Genomic DNA, 16380 nt, shown 5'->3' with positions numbered 1-16380 from the left:
TCCCGACCGGACGGGGACCTTCGCGTGGCCGGGCTGGCCGGGCCCCGCTCGCCGCGCGGAGGTGCGGTCGGCGAGGTTCCATCGGGAATCCCGTCGCCACAGCGGGTCCGTCTCGTTGAACCCGTCGGTACGGCGCTGGCCGACGACGACCCGCCGCACCGATCCGCAACCCAGCGAGGCAGGCGAGACGGATGACGACGATCGGGTCAGACAACCTCACCAACGGTCCGGGCAAGCCGGAGCGGTTCGGTGGCAAGTACCGCGGGGCGCGTCGGGACACCGTACTGACCGAGGTGGTCTCGACCGACCAGGAGATGAGCGGGCGGGAGGCTCCGGCGGCCGAGGCGAGCGACACGCCGCTCTCCCTGCCCTCACTGGACCCGAACCCACTGGTCGAGCCGTCCTTCCCGCCGAGCGGCTGGCCGATGGAGCCTACCGGGTCGCTGGCTGACCACCCGTTGCTGCGCGGCCTGCTGATGGAGCTGCCGCCGAAGGGCAGCGTGCCGCCGCCGGGCTGGCTGGACCGCTGGTTCGAGGCGACCCGGGCGATCCTGGAGCTGCTATACGTGCAGGGGTCCGGTCGCTCGCGCTGACCGCGGTGGGTCCGGCCGGGCCCGCTCGGCGAGCCTGCTGTGCCGGAGCGCGTGCCGGACGCCGATGGCCAGGATCCCGAGCGCGCCGACGGTGATCGCCGGACCGGTGACGCCCGGTGCGGCGAGCAGATCGGTGCCGCTCGCCGCGACCACTGCGGGCACCGTCAGCACAGCGGTGACCTGCAACGGCAACCCGATCAGAGGGTGCGCCGCGGCGGCCCGAAGGCCGTGCGGCGCGGGCGTCTCCGGCGCTGCGGCGAACGCTCCCGCGCCGGCTTGGAGCCGGCGCACCCGGCGTACGGTGCAGACCGCCACCACGAGGGTGGGAAGCCCGGCGATGTTGAGGGCGGCGGCGGCCTGATCGGCCGGGCTGTTTCCGGCAGTGAACAACCCGGCCGCAAGCACGGTCACCGTGAGCGTGAGGCCCACGAGGGTCAGGATGAGCAGGTGTCCAGCGCGTCGGCGCAGCGCGCGGGCGCGGTCCAGCCGGGGCAGGCCGTCCGCGACCACGCCGGCGGCCAGCCACAGGACGGCGATCGGCAGCAGGGCGGCGAGGGGGCTCTCCATGCTGGTCAGCCTCTCCGATCGCGGCCGTCCGCGAATCCGGGCGCAGCCCTCGTTCGTCCCGGACGCCGTCCCCGTAGGGGCATCCTTTCCGCGTTATGGAAGATCCGACATGTTTATCTCCGTCACTGCACTGATCTACTCTCGGAAAGATCGGCGGTCATGGATCTGAGCGGGACCCGCGTCGGGCGGCTGCCGGTCGGAGGGAGGTAAGAGATGAATCTTGCCCACAGGTCCGTACTCGTCGGGGTGGCCGCACTGACGCTGTTGGCCGCAGCCACACCCGCCCTGGCCGCCGAACCGACCGGAGCCATCCGGGCGGCGGGTGGGGACACGGCCGTCGCGGACAGCTACATCGTCGTCTTCGAGGACACCGCCGTCAGCCGGGGCACGGTCGGCGACAACGCGGACCGGCTGGCCAACCGGCACGGTGGCACGGTGGCACGCACCTACGGCGCGGCGCTGCGCGGCTTCGAGATCCGGGTCGGCGCGAAGGCCGCCGCACGGATCGCAGCCGACCCGGCGGTGGCGTACGTCGAGCAGAACCACACCGTCTCGATCGCCGGCACCCAGCCCAACCCGCCATCCTGGGGCCTGGACCGGATCGACCAGCGGAACCTGCCCCTGAACAGCTCGTACACCTACCCGAACACGGCGTCGAACGTCCGCGCCTACGTCATCGACACCGGCGTGCTGTACGGGCACAACGACTTCGGCGGGCGAGCCGTCTCGGGCTTCGACGCGGTGGACGGCGGCTCCGCCGACGACTGCAACGGCCACGGCACGCACGTGGCGGGCACGGTTGGTGGCTCGGCGTACGGGGTGGCCAAGGGCGTCCAGATCGTCGGCGTCCGAGTGCTCAACTGCCAGGGCAGCGGCACCAACGCCCAGGTGGTGGCCGGTATCGACTGGGTGACCGCCAACGCGGTCAAGCCGGCCGTGGCCAACATGAGCCTCGGTGGTGGCGCCAACAGTTCGATCGACGCGGCCGTCACCAACTCGATCAACTCCGGCGTCACGTACGCGGTCGCCGCCGGCAACGGCAACGCCCTCGGTGTCCGGCAGAACGCCTGCAACTACTCCCCGGCCCGGGTCGCCTCCGCGATCACCGTGGGTGCGACGCAGAACAACGACGCCGCAGCGAGCTTCTCCAACTTCGGCACCTGCGTCGACATCCTGGCCCCGGGCGTCAACATCACCTCGGCCTGGTACACCGGCAGCAGCGCGACGAACACCATCAGCGGCACCTCGATGGCGTCGCCGCACGTCGCCGGGGCCGCGGCGCTCGTGCTCTCGGCGAACCCGTCGTGGAGCCCGCAGCAGGTCCGGGACAACCTGGTCAACAACTCCACCCCGAACGTGGTGACCAACGTCGGCACCGGCACCCCGAACCGGCTGCTCTACGTCGTGAACGGCACCCCGCCGGCCAATGACTTCTCGGTCTCGGTGTCGCCGACCTCCGGCTCCACCGCGCCGGGCGGTTCGGTGACGGCCACCGTCGGCACGGCCACCACCGCCGGCTCCGCCCAGTCGGTCAGCCTCTCCGCCAGTGGCCTGCCGGCCGGGGCGACCGCGTCGTTCAGCCCGTCGACGGTGACCTCGGGCGGCTCGTCCACCCTCACCATCGCCACCTCGGCGAGCACCCCCGCCGGCAGCTACCCCGTGACCATCACCGGCAGCGGCGCGGCAGGCACCCGTACGGCCACGTACACGTTGACCGTGACCGGCTCGGGTGGCGGCGGCTGCTCCGGCAGCAACGGCACCGACGTCGCGATCCCGGACACCGGCGCCACCGTGTCCAGCTCGATCACGATCGCCGGCTGCGGCCGCAACGCCTCGGCGTCCTCGACCATCGCGGTGAACATCGTGCACACCTACCGCGGTGACCTGGTGGTCGACCTGGTCGCCCCGGACGGCTCGGCGTACCGGCTGAAGAACAGCAGCTACTTCGACAGCGCCAACAACGTGAACACGACCTACACCGCCAACGTCTCCAGCGAGGCGGCGAACGGCACCTGGCGGCTGCAGGTGCGGGATGTCTACTCCGGGGACACCGGCTACATCAACACCTGGACCCTGACCCTCTGACCTGGTTCCCACGGCCGAGGCCCCACCCGGAACGCCGGGTGGGGCCTCGTGCCGTACGGGTCGGGCTCAGACCGCGAAGGTGGCCGGCCGCTCGGTGGCGGGCGCCGGTGGGCGGGCCTTCCACAGGCCGGTCTTCTGGCCGGCGAGCCGCGCCAGGTAGGCCGGGTTGAGGATCACGTAGCGGCGCCAGAGCCGCTTCGGCTCCAGGCCGAGCCGCCAGAACCACTCCAGGCCGGCGCGTTGCATCCACGACGGCGGCTGGCGCAGCAGCCCGGCGTGGTAGTCGAAGGCCGCGCCGACCGCCATCAGCGGCATGTCGAGCAACGGCCGCATGGCGTACGTGAAGACCTCCTGGCGCGGGCAGCCGAGCCCGACCAGGACCAGCCGGGCGCCGCTGGACCGGATGCGGTCGGCGATCTCGGCGTCCTCGCCCGGCTGGACCGCGCGGAACTTGGACGGCTCCACCCCGGCGATCTTCAGCGCCGGGAACATCCGCTCCAGCGCCGGGATCAGCTTGGCCAGCGTCTCCTCCGTGGAGCCGTACAGGTAGACCGGCAGTCCCTCGTCGGCGAAGCGCGAGAGCACGTGCAGGGTCAACGTCGGCCCGTAGACCCGGTCCGTGAGCCCGGCATGGTGCAGCAGGTTGAGCGCCCAGCGCACCGGCTGGCCGTCGGGAGTGACCACGTCGAAGGAGTTGAGTCGGGCGTTGTGCGCCGGGTCCAGCACTCCGGTCATCACACCGTGCACGGCCAGCGCGGTCAGCGCGAGCGGGCGCCGCTCGTGCGCCGCGGTCACCACGGCATCGGTCGCCGCGGCGTAGTCGGTGGCGTCGACCAGGACGCCGAGCACGTTGCGCTTGGTCTGGGCGGTCATGCCTGGGGCACCCACTTGTCCACGTTGGCCTCGTAGATCTCCCGCAGGATCATCGGGACGTCATACGTAATCTTCCACTCCGGGTACTGCTCCTCGAACCGGGCCATGCTGCTCACGTACCACTGGTGGTCGCCGGTGCGGTTCTGCTCGACGTAGTTGACCTGAGCCTCGCGGCCGGTGATCTCCTCGGCGATCCGGAACGCCTCGATGTGCGAGGTGTTGGAGTGCCGGCCTCCGCCGAGGTTGTAGACCTCCGCCGACCGCGGTGCCCGGAAGAACGCCTCGAACGCGGTCAGCACGTCCCGCGAGTGGATCGCGTCGCGGACCATCTTGCCCTTGTAGCCGAACAGGTTGTACGTCCGGCCCTCCATGACGCAGCGCATCAGGTAGGCCAGGAACCCGTGCAGCTCGGCCGCCGAGTGCGCCGGGCCGGTCAGCGTGCCGCCCCGGAAGCAGGCCGTCTTCATGTCGAAGTAGCGCCCGTACTCCTGGACCATCACGTCCGCGGCGACCTTGGAGGCGCCGAAGACAGAGTGCAGCGAGTTGTCGATCGACATGTCCTCGGTGATGCCCTGGTACCAGCGGTGGTCCTCGGGCAGCTCGTACCGGGTCTCCAGCTCGATCAGCGGCAGGCTGTTGGGCCGGTCACCGTAGACCTTGTTGGTGGAACAGTGGATGAACGGCGCGTCGATCGCGTGCCGTCGGGTGTTCTCCAGGATGTTGAGCGTGCCGCCGGCGTTCACGTCGAAGTCCGTGTACGGCTCCTTGGCCGCCCAGTCGTGACTCGGCTGCGCCGCGCTGTGGATCACCACGGCGATGTCCGAGCCGTACTTCTTGAACACCTGCTCCAGGCCGTCCCGGTCCCGGATGTCCACGGCGAAGTGGGTGTACGCGGTGCCCAGGTCACGGCTGAGCCGCTCCAGGCTCCACGAGGTGGAACCGTCCTCGCCGAAGAAGTACCGGCGCATGTCGTTGTCGATGCCGACGACGTCCAGACCGAGGCCGGCGAAGTGCCGGACCGCCTCGGAGCCGATGAGACCACCCGACCCGGTCACCAACGCGACACTCACACGCCACTCCTGGTCCATCGGAGGCAGAAACCATCGGAGCATAGCGTGACGGCGGGCACGGCCCCGACATGACGGAAGGGCCCCGCATTGCGGAGCCCTCGTCGGTGGTGGGGATGGGGGGAGTTGAACCCCCACGCCCTTTCGGGCACACGGACCTGAACCGTGCGCGTCTGCCATTCCGCCACATCCCCGTGGCACGACCCGGAACACTGTAGCCGCCCCGAGCCCGCTGTCTCCAACAGGCCTCGGAGATACTACGCTGTCCAGGGCGCTCGCCACGAGCGGTTACCGTTCGTGGCGGACGAAAGACTAGCACGGGAGTCCCGGCCCATCCGAACGGGCCGGTAGCAGGCGGCCGAGCGGCGTGTGAGCTGCGCGCGCGCCGGCCGGATACCATCATGTCCTCGGGACCCGAGGAGGAGCCGGTGAGCGTGCTGCAACGCTTCGAGAAGCGTCTGGAAGGCCTGGTCGAAGGGGCCTTCGCCAAGGTCTTCAAAGGGGTGGTCCACCCCGTGGAGATCCTCAACGCCATGCAGCGGGAGGCCGAGGCGCACAAGGCGATCCTGGCCGGTGGGCGCACGTTGGTGCCCAACCGCTACGTGATCGATCTCTCGCCGTTCGACCACAGTCGGCTGGCGCCGTACGCCGCCGCGCTGGCCCAGGAATTGGCCCAGTCGCAGGCGGAGTTCATCGGCGAGCAGGCCTGGACGGTCTACGGCGACGTGATCGTCGAGATCGAACGGGGGGAGGGCCTGGACACGGGAATGTTCCGGGTCACCGCCGAGGTCTACACCGGCGGCGAGGTCGCCCCGGTGTCGGCGCCCGGCTACGACGCCGGCCCCCCCGCCTACCCCGCGTACGACCAGGGTGGCGGCTACGGTCCGCCGCCCGGGCAGGGTGGCGGCCGCAACGTGCGGCTGGTCTCGGGCGACGGGCGCACCTATCCCCTCCAGATGGGGTCGACGGTGATCGGTCGCGGCGACCAGGCCAACCTGCGCCTGCCCGACGTCGGTATCTCCCGGCGACACGCCCGGCTGGATTTCGACGGTGGCCAGGTCGTGCTGACCGATCTGGGTTCGACCAACGGCACCATGGTGAACGGGCAGCGGGTCTCCGCCGTCGCACTCAACCCCGGTGACATGGTCCAGCTCGGCACGACGACGCTGACCTTCCGCGTGGACGGCTGACCCGCCTTGCCGGAACTGGTCATCACCGTCGCCCGGTTCGGGTTCCTGATCCTGCTGTGGATCTTCGTGTTCACGGTGGTCGGCGTGATCCGCCGGGACCTCTTCGCGGGCGCCCGGTCCGGTCGTCTGGTGGCCGCGCCACGCGCGGTGGGCGCCTCGACGGGGCAGGCGGCCAAGCCAGCGAAGGTGAAGCGAGGCAGAGCGGCGCACCAGCTGGTGGTGACAGCCGGTCAGCTGGCCGGCACCAGGATCACTCTCGGTGAAGCGCAGATCACCATTGGTCGGGCTGAGGACTCCACCCTGGTCATCACCGACGACTACGCCTCCGCGCGACACGCCCGGCTCGTGCCGCGTGACGGGCAGTGGTACGTCGAGGACCTCGGCTCGACTAACGGCACGTACCTCGATCGCGCTAAGGTCTCCGGACCAACCCCCGTCCCCCTCGGCGTGCCGATCCGGATCGGCCGCACTTCCCTCGAATTACGGCCATGACTCTGACCCTGCGCTATGCGGCCCACAGCGACCGCGGTCTGATCCGAGACGGCAATCAAGACTCCGTCTACGCCGGGCCGCGGTTACTCGCCGTTGCCGACGGCATGGGCGGTATGGCCGCCGGTGACGTCGCCAGCAACATCGTCATCGGTGCCATGGCGCCGCTCGACGAGGACGTCCCGGGTGACGCTCTCGTCGATGCGTTGCGTTCGGCCGTGGGCACCGCCAACCAACAACTCCGCGACACGGTGGACGCCAACCCACAGCTGGAGGGGATGGGCACCACGCTGACGGCGACCCTCTTCACCGGCAGCAAGCTGGGGATGGTCCACATCGGCGACTCGCGGGCCTATCTGCTGCGCAACGGCGAGTTCGCGCAGATCACCAAGGACGACACGTACGTCCAGATGCTCGTCGACGAAGGCCGGATCAGCGCCGAGGAGGCGAGCAGCCACCCGCAGCGGTCGCTGCTCACCCGTGCCCTCGACGGTCGGGACATCGACCCGGAATACTCGGTCCGCCAGGTCATGCCCGGCGACCGGTACCTGATCTGCAGCGACGGCCTCTCGGGCGTGGTCAGCACCGAAACCATCGGCGAGACCCTGCGGGAGTACACCGACCCGCAGCAGTGCGTCGAGCGGCTGGTGCAGCTCGCGCTCCGCGGCGGTGGGCCGGACAACATCACGGTGATCATCGCCGACGCCACCGACCAGGACATCGTCGAGGCGACCCCGATCGTTGGCGGCGCCGCCGCTCGGGACCGGGGCATGGCGACCTCCGCCGACGTCTCCACCCCGGCCGCCCGGGCCTCGGCGCTCTCCGCGCCGCGCCCGGCCGCGCCCGAGGAGCCGGCGCCGGCGGACGACGAGCCGGAGCGGCCGAAGCGCCGGCCGGTGCGGGCCACCGCCATGGCGCTGGCCCTGCTGGTGATCCTCGGCGGCGGGCTCTTCGCCGGCTGGACCTACACCCAGCGGCAGTACTACGTGGGCGCCACCGAGGAGGGCCAGGTCGCCGTCTTCCGTGGCATCCAGGGTCAGGTCGCCGGGATGGACCTCTCCACCGTGCACCGCACCAGTGGCACCCGGCTGGACGACCTCACCGTGGCGGCACAGGACACCGTCAAGGTGGGCATCCGGGCCAAGAGCGAGCCGGATGCCGAGCGCCAACTCGCCGAGCTGACCAGCGACACCCCGAGCAACCCCAACCTGAAGCCGCTCTGCCCGCCCGACCCGACCGCCGTGGTGGGCGGCACGCCGACGCCGACGCCGACGCCGATCGGTACGACGCCGGCACCGAACGGCAGCCCCAGTGCCAAGGCGTCGGTGACCCCCAACGGGGTCGTCAGCGCAAGCCCGATCACCGGTGCGACCGCCACTGTCGGCGTGACCGGCCCGACCACCACACCCGACGCCACGCCCTCCGACTCGACCACGCCAGGGCTCGACCCGGCCGGTTGCCGGTCTCCCGAGTGAGCGTCAGCTGAGATCCCGAGGACTCCACCCGTGACCGTAGCGGCCACACCGGCACCCTCGCCCGCCACCACGGGCGGGCCGTCCGGCGTACGCCTGGCCCGGTCGCGCCGTAACGCCGAGCTGTCCCTGCTGCTGCTCGCGATGGTGCTGGTGGCCGCGTACGGGGCGACCGTCGAGGCGAACCTGCTGGACACGGTGACACCGGACTTCTGGATGCCCGCCGCGGCGCTCGGCGCGGTCTTCCTCGGCCTGCATCTGGTCATCCGGTTCCTCGCCCCGTTCGCCGACCCGGCCCTGTTGCCGGCGGTGGCGCTGCTCAACGGCCTCGGGGTGGGTTTCCTGCGCCGGATCGACCTGGGCGAGGCTCCCGTGGCCGACCGGGAGACCCTGGCCATCTTCGCCGGCATCGGCGGGCGGCAGCTGGCCTGGACGCTCGTCTCGGTGATCCTCGCCGCCGGTCTGCTCGCCATCATGCGCGACCACCGTTCGGTCTCCCGGTACGCGTACACCCTGGGCCTGGCCGGCATCGTGCTGGTGATGCTCCCGGCGGTGCTGCCGAGCAGCATCTCCGAGATCAACGGCGCCAAGCTGTGGATCCGGATCGGCTCGTTCTCCATCCAGCCGGGTGAGTTCGCCAAGCTGGCACTGCTGGTCTTCTTCGCCTACTACCTGGTGCGCAAGCGTGAGGTGCTGTCGCTGGCGAGCCGGCGCTTCCTCGGCATCGACTTCCCGCGTGGGCGCGACCTGGGCCCGGTCGTCGGGGTCTGGCTGATCAGCCTCCTGGTGCTGGTCTTCGAGAAGGACCTGGGCACCTCGCTGCTCTACTTCGGCATGTTCGTGGTGACGCTGTACATCGCCACCGAGCGGGTCAGTTGGCTGCTGATCGGCCTGGTCCTCTTCTTCGGCGGCGCGTACCTCGCCTACGTCCTCGGCGAGATGGTCGGTGGGCCGTTCGCCAACTTCTACCTGCGGGCCGAGATCTGGCTGGACCCGTTCGCCGACCCGACCGACAAGGGCTACCAGTTGGTCCAGGGGTTGCTCGCCCTGGGCACCGGCGGGCTCTTCGGCGCCGGGCCGGGCGGCGGTCAGCCGGACATCCTGCCGGAGGTGCAGAACGACTTCATCTTCGCCGGCATCGGGGAGGAGATCGGCCTCTTCGGGCTCTCCGCGCTGCTCGTCGTCTACCTGCTGATCGTGGAGCGGGGGCTGCGTGCCGCGCTCGCGGTGCGCGACTCGTTCGGCAAGCTCCTCGCCGGTGGTCTCGCCTTCACCCTCGGCCTGCAGGTCTTCGTGATCGTCGGCGGGATCAGCAAGCTCATCCCGCTGACCGGTCAGACCACCCCGTTCCTGTCCGCCGGTGGCTCGTCCCTGATGGCGAACTGGCTGCTCATCGCGGTGCTGCTCCGGGTGTCCGACGGAGCCCGGCGACCGGTCATCGGGGGCGGCGGCAAGGCGGCCCGACCCACCGGCGGCCCGCCGGAGCAGCTGCACGGTGCTCCCACGGAGGTGATCAAGCCGTGAACGCACCCCTGCGCCGCGTCGGCGTCGTCGTCATGGTCCTGTTCGGCCTGCTCTTCGCGAACCTCAACTGGATTCAGTTCCAGAAGGCCGACGAGTACCGCACCAGCGACTACAACGGCCGGGTCCAGGTTGCCGACTACAAGCGCAAGCGCGGCAACATCGAGGCCGGTGGCACGGCAGTGGCCACCAGCAAGGAGACCACCGGCAAGCTGAAGTTCCAGCGCACCTATCCAGGTGGCCCCAAGTACGCCCACGTGCTCGGCTACAAGCCGGTCAACCTGGCGGACCAGGGCATCGAGGAGGTGGAGAACGACTTCCTGGCCGGCACCAGCGACCAGTTGATCGGCGACCGGTTGAAGGACATGTTCACCGGCGACGACACCGGTGGCGGCAACGTGCTGCTCACGCTCTCGAAGCGGGCTCAGGACGTGGCGTACGACCAGTTGCGCAACAACCAGGTGGGGGCGAAGAAGGGTGCGGCGATCGCCATCGACCCGCGTACCGGCGCGGTGCAGGCGCTGGTCTCCATGCCCAGCTTCGATCCGAACCCGCTGGCCAGCCACAACGGCACCGAGGAGGCGGCGGCGTACAACAAGCTGGAGCAGGACCCGGACGGCCCACTGAAGAACCGGGCGCTCTCCGAGACGCTGCCGCCGGGCTCCACCTTCAAGGTCGTGGTGGCCGCGGCCGCGCTGGAGAACGGGATCACCAAGTCCACCGCGATCCCGGCCGGACCCAGTTACACCCCGCCCACCTCGGGCAGCCCGATCCGTAACGCCAGCCCGTCGATCTGCCCGAACGATCAGGTCACCCTGCTGGACGCGGTGACCTACTCGTGCAACACCGGCTTCGCCAAGCTCGGGGTGCGGCTCGGCGCCGACACCATCAAGGAGAAGGCACGGCAGTTCGGCTTCGAGCAGGACGATCTCACCGTCGGTCAGCTCGGCGAGGACGGTCTGCGCACGGCGGCCAGCCGGACCGGGGACATGCAGAACCCGGACGGCAGCACCGACCCGGCCGCGCTGGCCCAGTCCTCGATCGGCCAGAACAACGTCCGGATGACCCCGCTGGAGGGGGCCATGATCGCCGGGGCGGTCGCCAACGGCGGCAGTCAGATGCGGCCGTACCTGGTGCGGCAGCTACTCGCACCGGACCGGACCACCAGCTACTACACCGCGAAGCCGCGGGAGCTGCGCCAGCCGGTCAACGGTCAGGTCGCCGGCGACCTGCGCGAGATGATGGTCAGCGTGGTCAAGAAGGGCACCGGCGAGAACGCGGCGATCAGCGGCTACACGGTCGGCGGCAAGACAGGCACCGCGCAGTCCGCCCCGGACCGGCCCGACCACGGCTGGTTCATCGGCTTCGCCCTGGACAAGAACGGCACCCCGGTCTCCGCGGTCTGCGTCGTACTGGAGGAGGCCGGCAGCCGCGGCAGCGCCGAGGCGGCCCGGATCGGCGGTCAGATCATGCGGGCCGCCATCGCCGATCCAGGGGGCCGCTGACATGCTCAGCCCCGGCGTCCAGCTCGGCAACCGCTACCGTCTCGACGAGCGGATCGCCAGCGGCGGCATGGGCGACGTCTGGCGTTGCACCGACCAGGTGCTCGGCCGGACGGTCGCGGTGAAGAGCCTGCTCCCGGCGCTGCTCGACGACCCGGACTTCGCCGAGCGGTTCCGCGGCGAGGCCCGCACCATGGCCACCATCAACCACCCCGGTGTGGTGGACGTCTACGACTTCGGCAACGACCAGCAGATCGCCTTCCTGGTCATGGAGTACGTCGAGGGCGACGCCCTGTCGTCCACGCTGAGCCGGGTCGGCCGGCTCACTCCGGCCCGGACGATGGCACTGGTCGCGCAGGCCGCGGACGCGTTGCACGCCGCGCACGAGAAGGGCATCGTGCACCGTGACGTGAAGCCGGGCAACCTGCTGGTCCGGCCGAACGGCACGCTGGTGCTGACCGACTTCGGTATCGCCCGCTCCGACATGGTCGGTCAGCTCACCGCCGCCGGCTCGGTGCTCGGCACCGCCTCATACATCTCGCCCGAGCAGGCCACCGGCGGCGTGGCCACCGCGGCGTCCGACGTCTACGCCCTCGGCGTGGTCGCCTACCAGTGCCTGGCCGGCCGGCGACCGTTCGAGGGCGACAACCCGCTCGACATCGCCATGCGGCACGTCCGGGAGACCCCCCGACCGTTGCCGGCGGACATCCCGCCGCAGGTCCGCGCGGTGGTGGAACGGGCGTTGGCCAAGGACCCGGCCGCCCGCTGGCCCAGCGCCGCCGCCCTCGCCGGGGTCGCCCGCCAGCTCAAGGCCGCGCTCTCCCAGCAGGCCAGGGCCGGTGGCCACCCCGGGCCGGTCTCCGCGGCGCCGGCCTCGCCCGCCGCACCCGGCCGGGCCCAGGTGCCGTCCGCGCAGCAGCTTCGCCCGCCGGGCGCCCCGCACCGCCCGCCGGTCGCCGGACAGCGGCCGACCGCCGTCGCGCCGGCGGTCCCGCACGCGCGCCCGCCCGTCGCTCCCGCCGGTTATCCGCGGGGCGCCGCGGCGGTGCCGGCGGCGCCGATTCGGCAGGAGCACCAGCCGGCGTACGCCCGGCAGGCCGGTCCGGCACTGCCGACATCCGATCCCCGCCGGTCCCGGCCCGGAATGGTGCTCCTCGCCATCCTGCTGGCCGTACTGGTCCTGCTCTGCTCCGGCGTGATTTCCTACAACCTGCGGAAGCGGTCGCAAGCCGGTGAACCCGGTGCGCTGGCTCCGCACACCGTGACGTCCGGCGTGCTGCGGCTCGACGGACGCGACGATGCGACCCGGACGTCGTACCGTCTTGGGGTACGACTCCAGCCGGACGACGGCGGGACGACGACGAGCGAAGGACGACAGACGCGATGACAGCGCAGGCCCGCCTGCTCGGTGGCAGGTACCAGGTCGGCGAGCTGCTCGGCTACGGCGGCATGGCCGAGGTGCACCGCGGTCGCGACCTCCGGCTCGGTCGGGACGTCGCGATCAAGATGCTCCGCACCGACCTCGCCCGGGACGCGACGTTCCAGATGCGGTTCCGTCGGGAGGCGCAGAACGCCGCTTCGCTCAACCACCCGGCGATCGTGGCGGTCTACGACACCGGCGAGGAGACCGCGCCGACCGGTGAGACGCTGCCGTTCATCGTCATGGAGTTCGTCAACGGGCGGACGCTGAAGGAGGTGCTCGGCGCCGAGGGCCGGTTGCAGCCCCGCCGGGCGCTGGAGATCTGCGCCGACATGTGCGCGGCGCTGGAGTTCAGCCACCGGCACGGCATCATCCACCGGGACATCAAGCCGGGCAACGTCATGCTCACCCAGACCGGCCAGGTCAAGGTGATGGACTTCGGCATCGCCCGGGCGCTGGCCAGCGGCGCGACCACCATGACGCAGACCAGCGCGGTGATCGGCACGGCCCAGTACCTCTCCCCGGAGCAGGCGCGCGGTGAGGCCGTGGACGCCCGCTCCGACGTGTACGCCGCCGGCTGTGTGCTCTTCGAACTGGTCTGCGGGCACCCGCCGTTCGTCGGGGACAGCCCGGTCAGCGTCGCGTACCAGCACGTGCGGGAGACGCCGCCGACGCCGAGCGACATCAACCCGGACGTCAACCCCGCGGTCGACGCGATCGTGCTCAAGGCGCTGTCCAAGAACCCGCTCAACCGCTACCAGAGCGCCGGCGAGATGCGCGCCGACCTGCTCCGCGCCGCCGCTGGCCGTCCCGTGCTGGCCACTCCGGTGATGCGCGAGGCGGAGACCGTGGCGATGGCCCCGGCCGGTGGCGGGGGCGGCTATCCGCCCGCCGCCGGTGGGCCGCAGACCCGCCAGATCCCGGCCCGGGTCGGCGATCCGCGCCAGCGCAAGGCGTCCTCCTGGCTGATCGCGACCTTCAGCGCGGTCGGCGTGCTGGCGGTGATCGCCCTGGTCGCCGCCCTGATCTGGAGCCAGCAGAAGGACGAGGACCTGAAGTCGGTCCCCACCCTCACCGGCAAGACCCAGGACGCCGCCTTCGCCGAGATCCGCAACGCCGGCTTCCAGCCGCAGGCGGGCGAGCAGGTGCTGAACGCCACCTGCGAGAAAGACACCGTCGTCACGCAGATTCCGGAGGCCGGGACGGAGCTGGGGGAGAACGGCACGGTGACCATCCAGGTGTGTGGTGGCAAGCCCGAGGTGCCAATCCCGGCCGACCTCGTCGGCTCGAAGTACGACTCGGTCAAGGCTCGGCTCGAGGGCCTGGGCTTGAAGGTCAAGCCCAAGCCGGTCGACGACGACGAGAGCGAGGGCATCGTCCTGGAGGTGACGCCGACCTCCGGGAGCCGGGTGGCCGAGGGCACCGAGGTGACGGTCACCTACTCCAAGGGCAACATCCGTGGCGTGCCGGACGTTCGTGGTTCCTCGCAGAAGGCGGCCGAGGAGGAGTTGAAGCGGGCGGGTTACAAGGTCAACGTCGACCTCGGCGAGCTTGTGCCGGCGGCGGAGGCTGGCAAGGTGACCGATCAGAGCCCCAGGCCGGGCACGCCGTTGGCCCAGGGGAAGACGGTGACGATCGTCGTCTCCCAGCCCGAGCCGGTGGATGAGACTCCGAGTCCGCCAGCGACCCCGACCCCGACGCCGACCGTCACGCCGACCCCCGGTGACGGCAATGGCGGCGGTTCCGGTTGGCCGTTCCCGTCGCCACCGACCCGGCTCAACGAGGAGTAGACCCGATGGCTCGGTTCCGGGGACCGTCGGCGTGACCGCTGCCGGAGCCTCGGCGACCGATCGTCCGGGCCGCGAGAAGCGGTGGCGGCGGCGTCTGACCCGGGCCGCCGCCCTGGGGCTGGCCGCGCTGCTCCTCGTCAGTCTTCCCTGGCTGTGGACGACCATCGCCGCGCGCGGCCACGTGCACGACGAGGCCGACGCGCCGGCCGCCGACGTCGTGATCGTCCTCGGCACCGCCGTGGCGGCAGATCGACGTCAACCGGGTGACCGGCTGGCCGGCCGCCTGGAGACCGCCGCCGAGTTGGTGAACAGTGGGCGGGCCCGGGTGGTCCTCGTGTCGGGCGACGGGGGTGGCACGTCGGGTGACGAGCCGGCGGTGATGACGTCGTACCTGACCGAGCTGGGTGTCGATCCGCGTCGCGTGGTGGCCGACCCGTTCGGCCTGGACACCTACGACAGCTGCGTCCGTGCGCGCGAGGTGTACGGGGTCGAGCGGGCCCTGATCGTGACCCAGTCCTACCACCTGTCCCGGGCCGTGACGCTGTGCCGACACCTCGGCCTCGACGTCGACGGAGTCAATGCCCGCTGCACCGGTTGCGGCCCCGCCCTGCTGGTCGAGAAGTCGATCCGGGACTACTTCGCCAGTGGCAAGGCGGCCTGGGACGCAGCCCTGGGCCGGCCGCCCGCGGTCAGCTCGCCCGTGGATCCGGCGGTTCAGGACGCGTTGCGGGGCTGACCTCGGCGCCGGTGACCACGAAGGCCGGCTCTCCCGACCGGGGTCTCGGGCCAGTACGGCCAGTGAGTGGTAGCGGGTGGCAGTGAACGGGTCGGGCAGATCTTGCCGTGCAGCATGCGGGCCACCTGGTCCGCGCGGCCCCCGGCCGGCCGCTGCTGGCCACGCCGGTCCTGCGGGAGGACCAGACGACCCAGCTGACCCAGGCAGGGGGTACCCGGCCGGTGCAGGAGGGTCGCAGACCCGTCGGATCCCGGCCGGGGTGGCGACCCACGCCGGCGCAATGCGTCTTCGTGACTGATCGCCACCTTCGCCGCGGTCGGCGTACTCGCGGTGCTGGGTCGAGCCCGGCGGAGGCGATCCGGGCGCTGGAGCGGTCGGAGTCGGTGGGAACGCCCGCACCACGTCATGACCAGCACCTATCTCGGTAGAGGTGGTCCTTCCACGTGGCCGCTGATGGTTGTAGATCGCAGGGCCACCTTTCCCCGAGTCGAGCGGGGCAGCGAGGTTTAGCTCGATCAACTATCCTTCGTGGACTCATGGATGATTGCGTCACCAGCTAACGCGCCGCAGTCGTCGCATGTCCTAACCGTCCATGAAAGGAACAACGGTGAAACGCGTTTCGCTTATGCTGGCGGGAGTGATGGCTGCTGCAGCCTTCGTTCTTGCCCCGGCCGCTGCTGCCCAGGCTGCGGATGTCGGTGATGGCTCCCTCGATTGCAACTCCGGCGAGATCTGCTTCTCGCAGCACGAGTGGCACGAGGGTGGCCGGAAGCACTTCTGGTACAACGCCATCCACACTGACCTGGACTTCCACACCGGGTACCCACTCATGGACGAGGCTTCGTGGGTCTGGGTCCGCGACACCCGCTGCGGCATCTACCTCTACGACTATCGGACCGGCTTCGACCACTCGCTCTGGCTGCCCACCGGTGGCGGTTCCCAGGCGTTGAGCCAAAGGTCGGCGTCGCACACCAGTTCGGGTACGTGGAATGACGTGAACAACGAACACAAGCGCTGCAGCTCTCAGCTCTAGTAACAGCTGAGATGACGGGCCGTCACTTCGGGCCTTCGAACC

Annotated in this window: 14 protein-coding genes, 1 tRNA gene and 1 pseudogene; 12 read left to right on the top strand and 4 right to left on the bottom strand. The window is 70.8% G+C overall.

The window, feature by feature from the left end; genetic code table 11:
• Positions 1-191: 191 nt before the first annotated feature.
• On the top strand, positions 192-593 hold the full coding sequence (locus KBX63_RS20460) for a hypothetical protein (protein ID WP_210913021.1): 402 nt from the start codon (positions 192-194) through the stop codon (positions 591-593).
• Here KBX63_RS20460 and KBX63_RS20455 read toward each other — a convergent pair.
• Positions 561-1160: a hypothetical protein gene (locus KBX63_RS20455; RefSeq protein ID WP_210913016.1), complete on the bottom strand. Its 600-nt coding sequence runs from the start codon at positions 1158-1160 to the stop codon at positions 561-563. The genes KBX63_RS20460 and KBX63_RS20455 overlap by 33 nt on opposite strands.
• Positions 1161-1373: 213 nt before the next feature.
• Here KBX63_RS20455 and KBX63_RS20450 point away from each other — a divergent pair, with 213 nt between their 5' ends.
• Positions 1374-3245: a S8 family serine peptidase gene (locus KBX63_RS20450; RefSeq protein ID WP_210913014.1), complete on the top strand. Its 1872-nt coding sequence runs from the start codon at positions 1374-1376 to the stop codon at positions 3243-3245.
• 66 nt (positions 3246-3311) lie between these two features.
• Here KBX63_RS20450 and KBX63_RS20445 read toward each other — a convergent pair whose 3' ends face one another.
• The 3 genes from KBX63_RS20445 to KBX63_RS20435 all read right to left on the bottom strand — a co-directional run bounded on the left by KBX63_RS20445 (position 3312) and on the right by KBX63_RS20435 (position 5379).
• The gene (locus tag KBX63_RS20445; RefSeq protein WP_210913012.1) at positions 3312-4118 is read right to left on the bottom strand and encodes a WecB/TagA/CpsF family glycosyltransferase; all 807 of its coding nucleotides are present in this window, start codon (positions 4116-4118) and stop codon (positions 3312-3314) included.
• Positions 4115-5230 carry an NAD-dependent epimerase/dehydratase family protein gene (locus tag KBX63_RS20440; RefSeq protein WP_210913010.1) on the bottom strand — a complete coding sequence of 372 codons (1116 nt, stop codon included), beginning with the start codon at positions 5228-5230 and terminating at the stop codon, positions 4115-4117. The genes KBX63_RS20445 and KBX63_RS20440 overlap by 4 nt, the downstream gene beginning before the upstream one ends.
• A 63-nt stretch (positions 5231-5293) precedes the next feature.
• A tRNA-Leu gene (locus tag KBX63_RS20435) sits at positions 5294-5379 on the bottom strand.
• A gap of 207 nt (positions 5380-5586) precedes the next feature.
• Between KBX63_RS20435 and KBX63_RS20430 the strand changes: the two genes are divergently transcribed.
• From KBX63_RS20430 to KBX63_RS20390, 10 genes and pseudogenes are all read left to right on the top strand, one after another.
• Complete coding sequence (locus KBX63_RS20430) at positions 5587-6375, top strand: DUF3662 and FHA domain-containing protein (protein ID WP_074315673.1); 789 nt, start codon at positions 5587-5589, stop codon at positions 6373-6375.
• A 6-nt stretch (positions 6376-6381) separates the two neighbouring features.
• Positions 6382-6867: an FHA domain-containing protein gene (locus KBX63_RS20425; protein WP_030331975.1), complete on the top strand. Its 486-nt coding sequence runs from the start codon at positions 6382-6384 to the stop codon at positions 6865-6867.
• The gene (locus KBX63_RS20420; RefSeq protein WP_210913008.1) at positions 6864-8339 is read left to right on the top strand and encodes a PP2C family serine/threonine-protein phosphatase; all 1476 of its coding nucleotides are present in this window, start codon (positions 6864-6866) and stop codon (positions 8337-8339) included. Before KBX63_RS20425 ends, KBX63_RS20420 begins: the two co-directional genes overlap by 4 nt.
• 30 nt (positions 8340-8369) lie before the next feature.
• Positions 8370-9860 (top strand): FtsW/RodA/SpoVE family cell cycle protein, encoded by a 1491-nt coding sequence (locus KBX63_RS20415; RefSeq protein WP_210913006.1) that lies wholly within the window; start codon positions 8370-8372, stop codon positions 9858-9860.
• On the top strand, positions 9857-11362 hold the full coding sequence (locus tag KBX63_RS20410; protein WP_210913003.1) for a penicillin-binding protein 2: 1506 nt from the start codon (positions 9857-9859) through the stop codon (positions 11360-11362). The genes KBX63_RS20415 and KBX63_RS20410 overlap by 4 nt, the downstream gene beginning before the upstream one ends.
• A 1-nt stretch (position 11363) precedes the next feature.
• Complete coding sequence (locus KBX63_RS20405; RefSeq protein ID WP_210913002.1) at positions 11364-12746, top strand: serine/threonine-protein kinase; 1383 nt, start codon at positions 11364-11366, stop codon at positions 12744-12746.
• Positions 12743-14569, top strand: coding sequence for a Stk1 family PASTA domain-containing Ser/Thr kinase (gene pknB, locus KBX63_RS20400; RefSeq protein WP_210913000.1), 1827 nt, complete (start codon positions 12743-12745; stop codon positions 14567-14569). Before KBX63_RS20405 ends, pknB begins: the two co-directional genes overlap by 4 nt.
• 31 nt (positions 14570-14600) lie before the next feature.
• Positions 14601-15305 carry an ElyC/SanA/YdcF family protein gene (locus KBX63_RS20395; protein WP_307871774.1) on the top strand — a complete coding sequence of 235 codons (705 nt, stop codon included), beginning with the start codon at positions 14601-14603 and terminating at the stop codon, positions 15303-15305.
• A 125-nt stretch (positions 15306-15430) separates the two neighbouring features.
• Positions 15431-15659: pseudogene (locus KBX63_RS36770) on the top strand (serine/threonine-protein kinase); the annotation flags it as partial.
• A 286-nt stretch (positions 15660-15945) separates the two neighbouring features.
• A complete protein-coding gene (locus KBX63_RS20390) occupies positions 15946-16338 on the top strand; it encodes a hypothetical protein (protein ID WP_210912996.1) in 393 nt (130 codons plus the stop codon).
• Positions 16339-16380 lie beyond the last annotated feature (42 nt).

This window comes from Micromonospora sp. U21, assembly GCF_018070045.1.
Taxonomy (GTDB): Bacteria; Actinomycetota; Actinomycetes; order Mycobacteriales; family Micromonosporaceae; genus Micromonospora.
This window is presented reverse-complemented; position numbering and strand designations above follow the sequence as displayed.

What these genes read in the sequence shown, in the direction of transcription:
- KBX63_RS20450 (WP_210913014.1), top strand. Translation starts at nt 1,374, where the DNA reads ATGAATCTTGCCCACAGGTCCGTACTCGTCGGGGTGGCCGCACTGACG.
- KBX63_RS20405 (WP_210913002.1), top strand. Translation starts at nt 11,364, where the DNA reads ATGCTCAGCCCCGGCGTCCAGCTCGGCAACCGCTACCGTCTCGACGAG.
- KBX63_RS20445 (WP_210913012.1), bottom strand. Translation starts at nt 4,118, where the DNA reads ATGACCGCCCAGACCAAGCGCAACGTGCTCGGCGTCCTGGTCGACGCC.
- KBX63_RS20460 (WP_210913021.1), top strand. Translation starts at nt 192, where the DNA reads ATGACGACGATCGGGTCAGACAACCTCACCAACGGTCCGGGCAAGCCG.
- KBX63_RS20440 (WP_210913010.1), bottom strand. Translation starts at nt 5,230, where the DNA reads ATGCTCCGATGGTTTCTGCCTCCGATGGACCAGGAGTGGCGTGTGAGT.
- pknB (WP_210913000.1), top strand. Translation starts at nt 12,743, where the DNA reads ATGACAGCGCAGGCCCGCCTGCTCGGTGGCAGGTACCAGGTCGGCGAG.
- KBX63_RS20390 (WP_210912996.1), top strand. Translation starts at nt 15,946, where the DNA reads ATGGCTGCTGCAGCCTTCGTTCTTGCCCCGGCCGCTGCTGCCCAGGCT.
- KBX63_RS20455 (WP_210913016.1), bottom strand. Translation starts at nt 1,160, where the DNA reads ATGGAGAGCCCCCTCGCCGCCCTGCTGCCGATCGCCGTCCTGTGGCTG.
- KBX63_RS20430 (WP_074315673.1), top strand. Translation starts at nt 5,587, where the DNA reads ATGTCCTCGGGACCCGAGGAGGAGCCGGTGAGCGTGCTGCAACGCTTC.
- KBX63_RS20420 (WP_210913008.1), top strand. Translation starts at nt 6,864, where the DNA reads ATGACTCTGACCCTGCGCTATGCGGCCCACAGCGACCGCGGTCTGATC.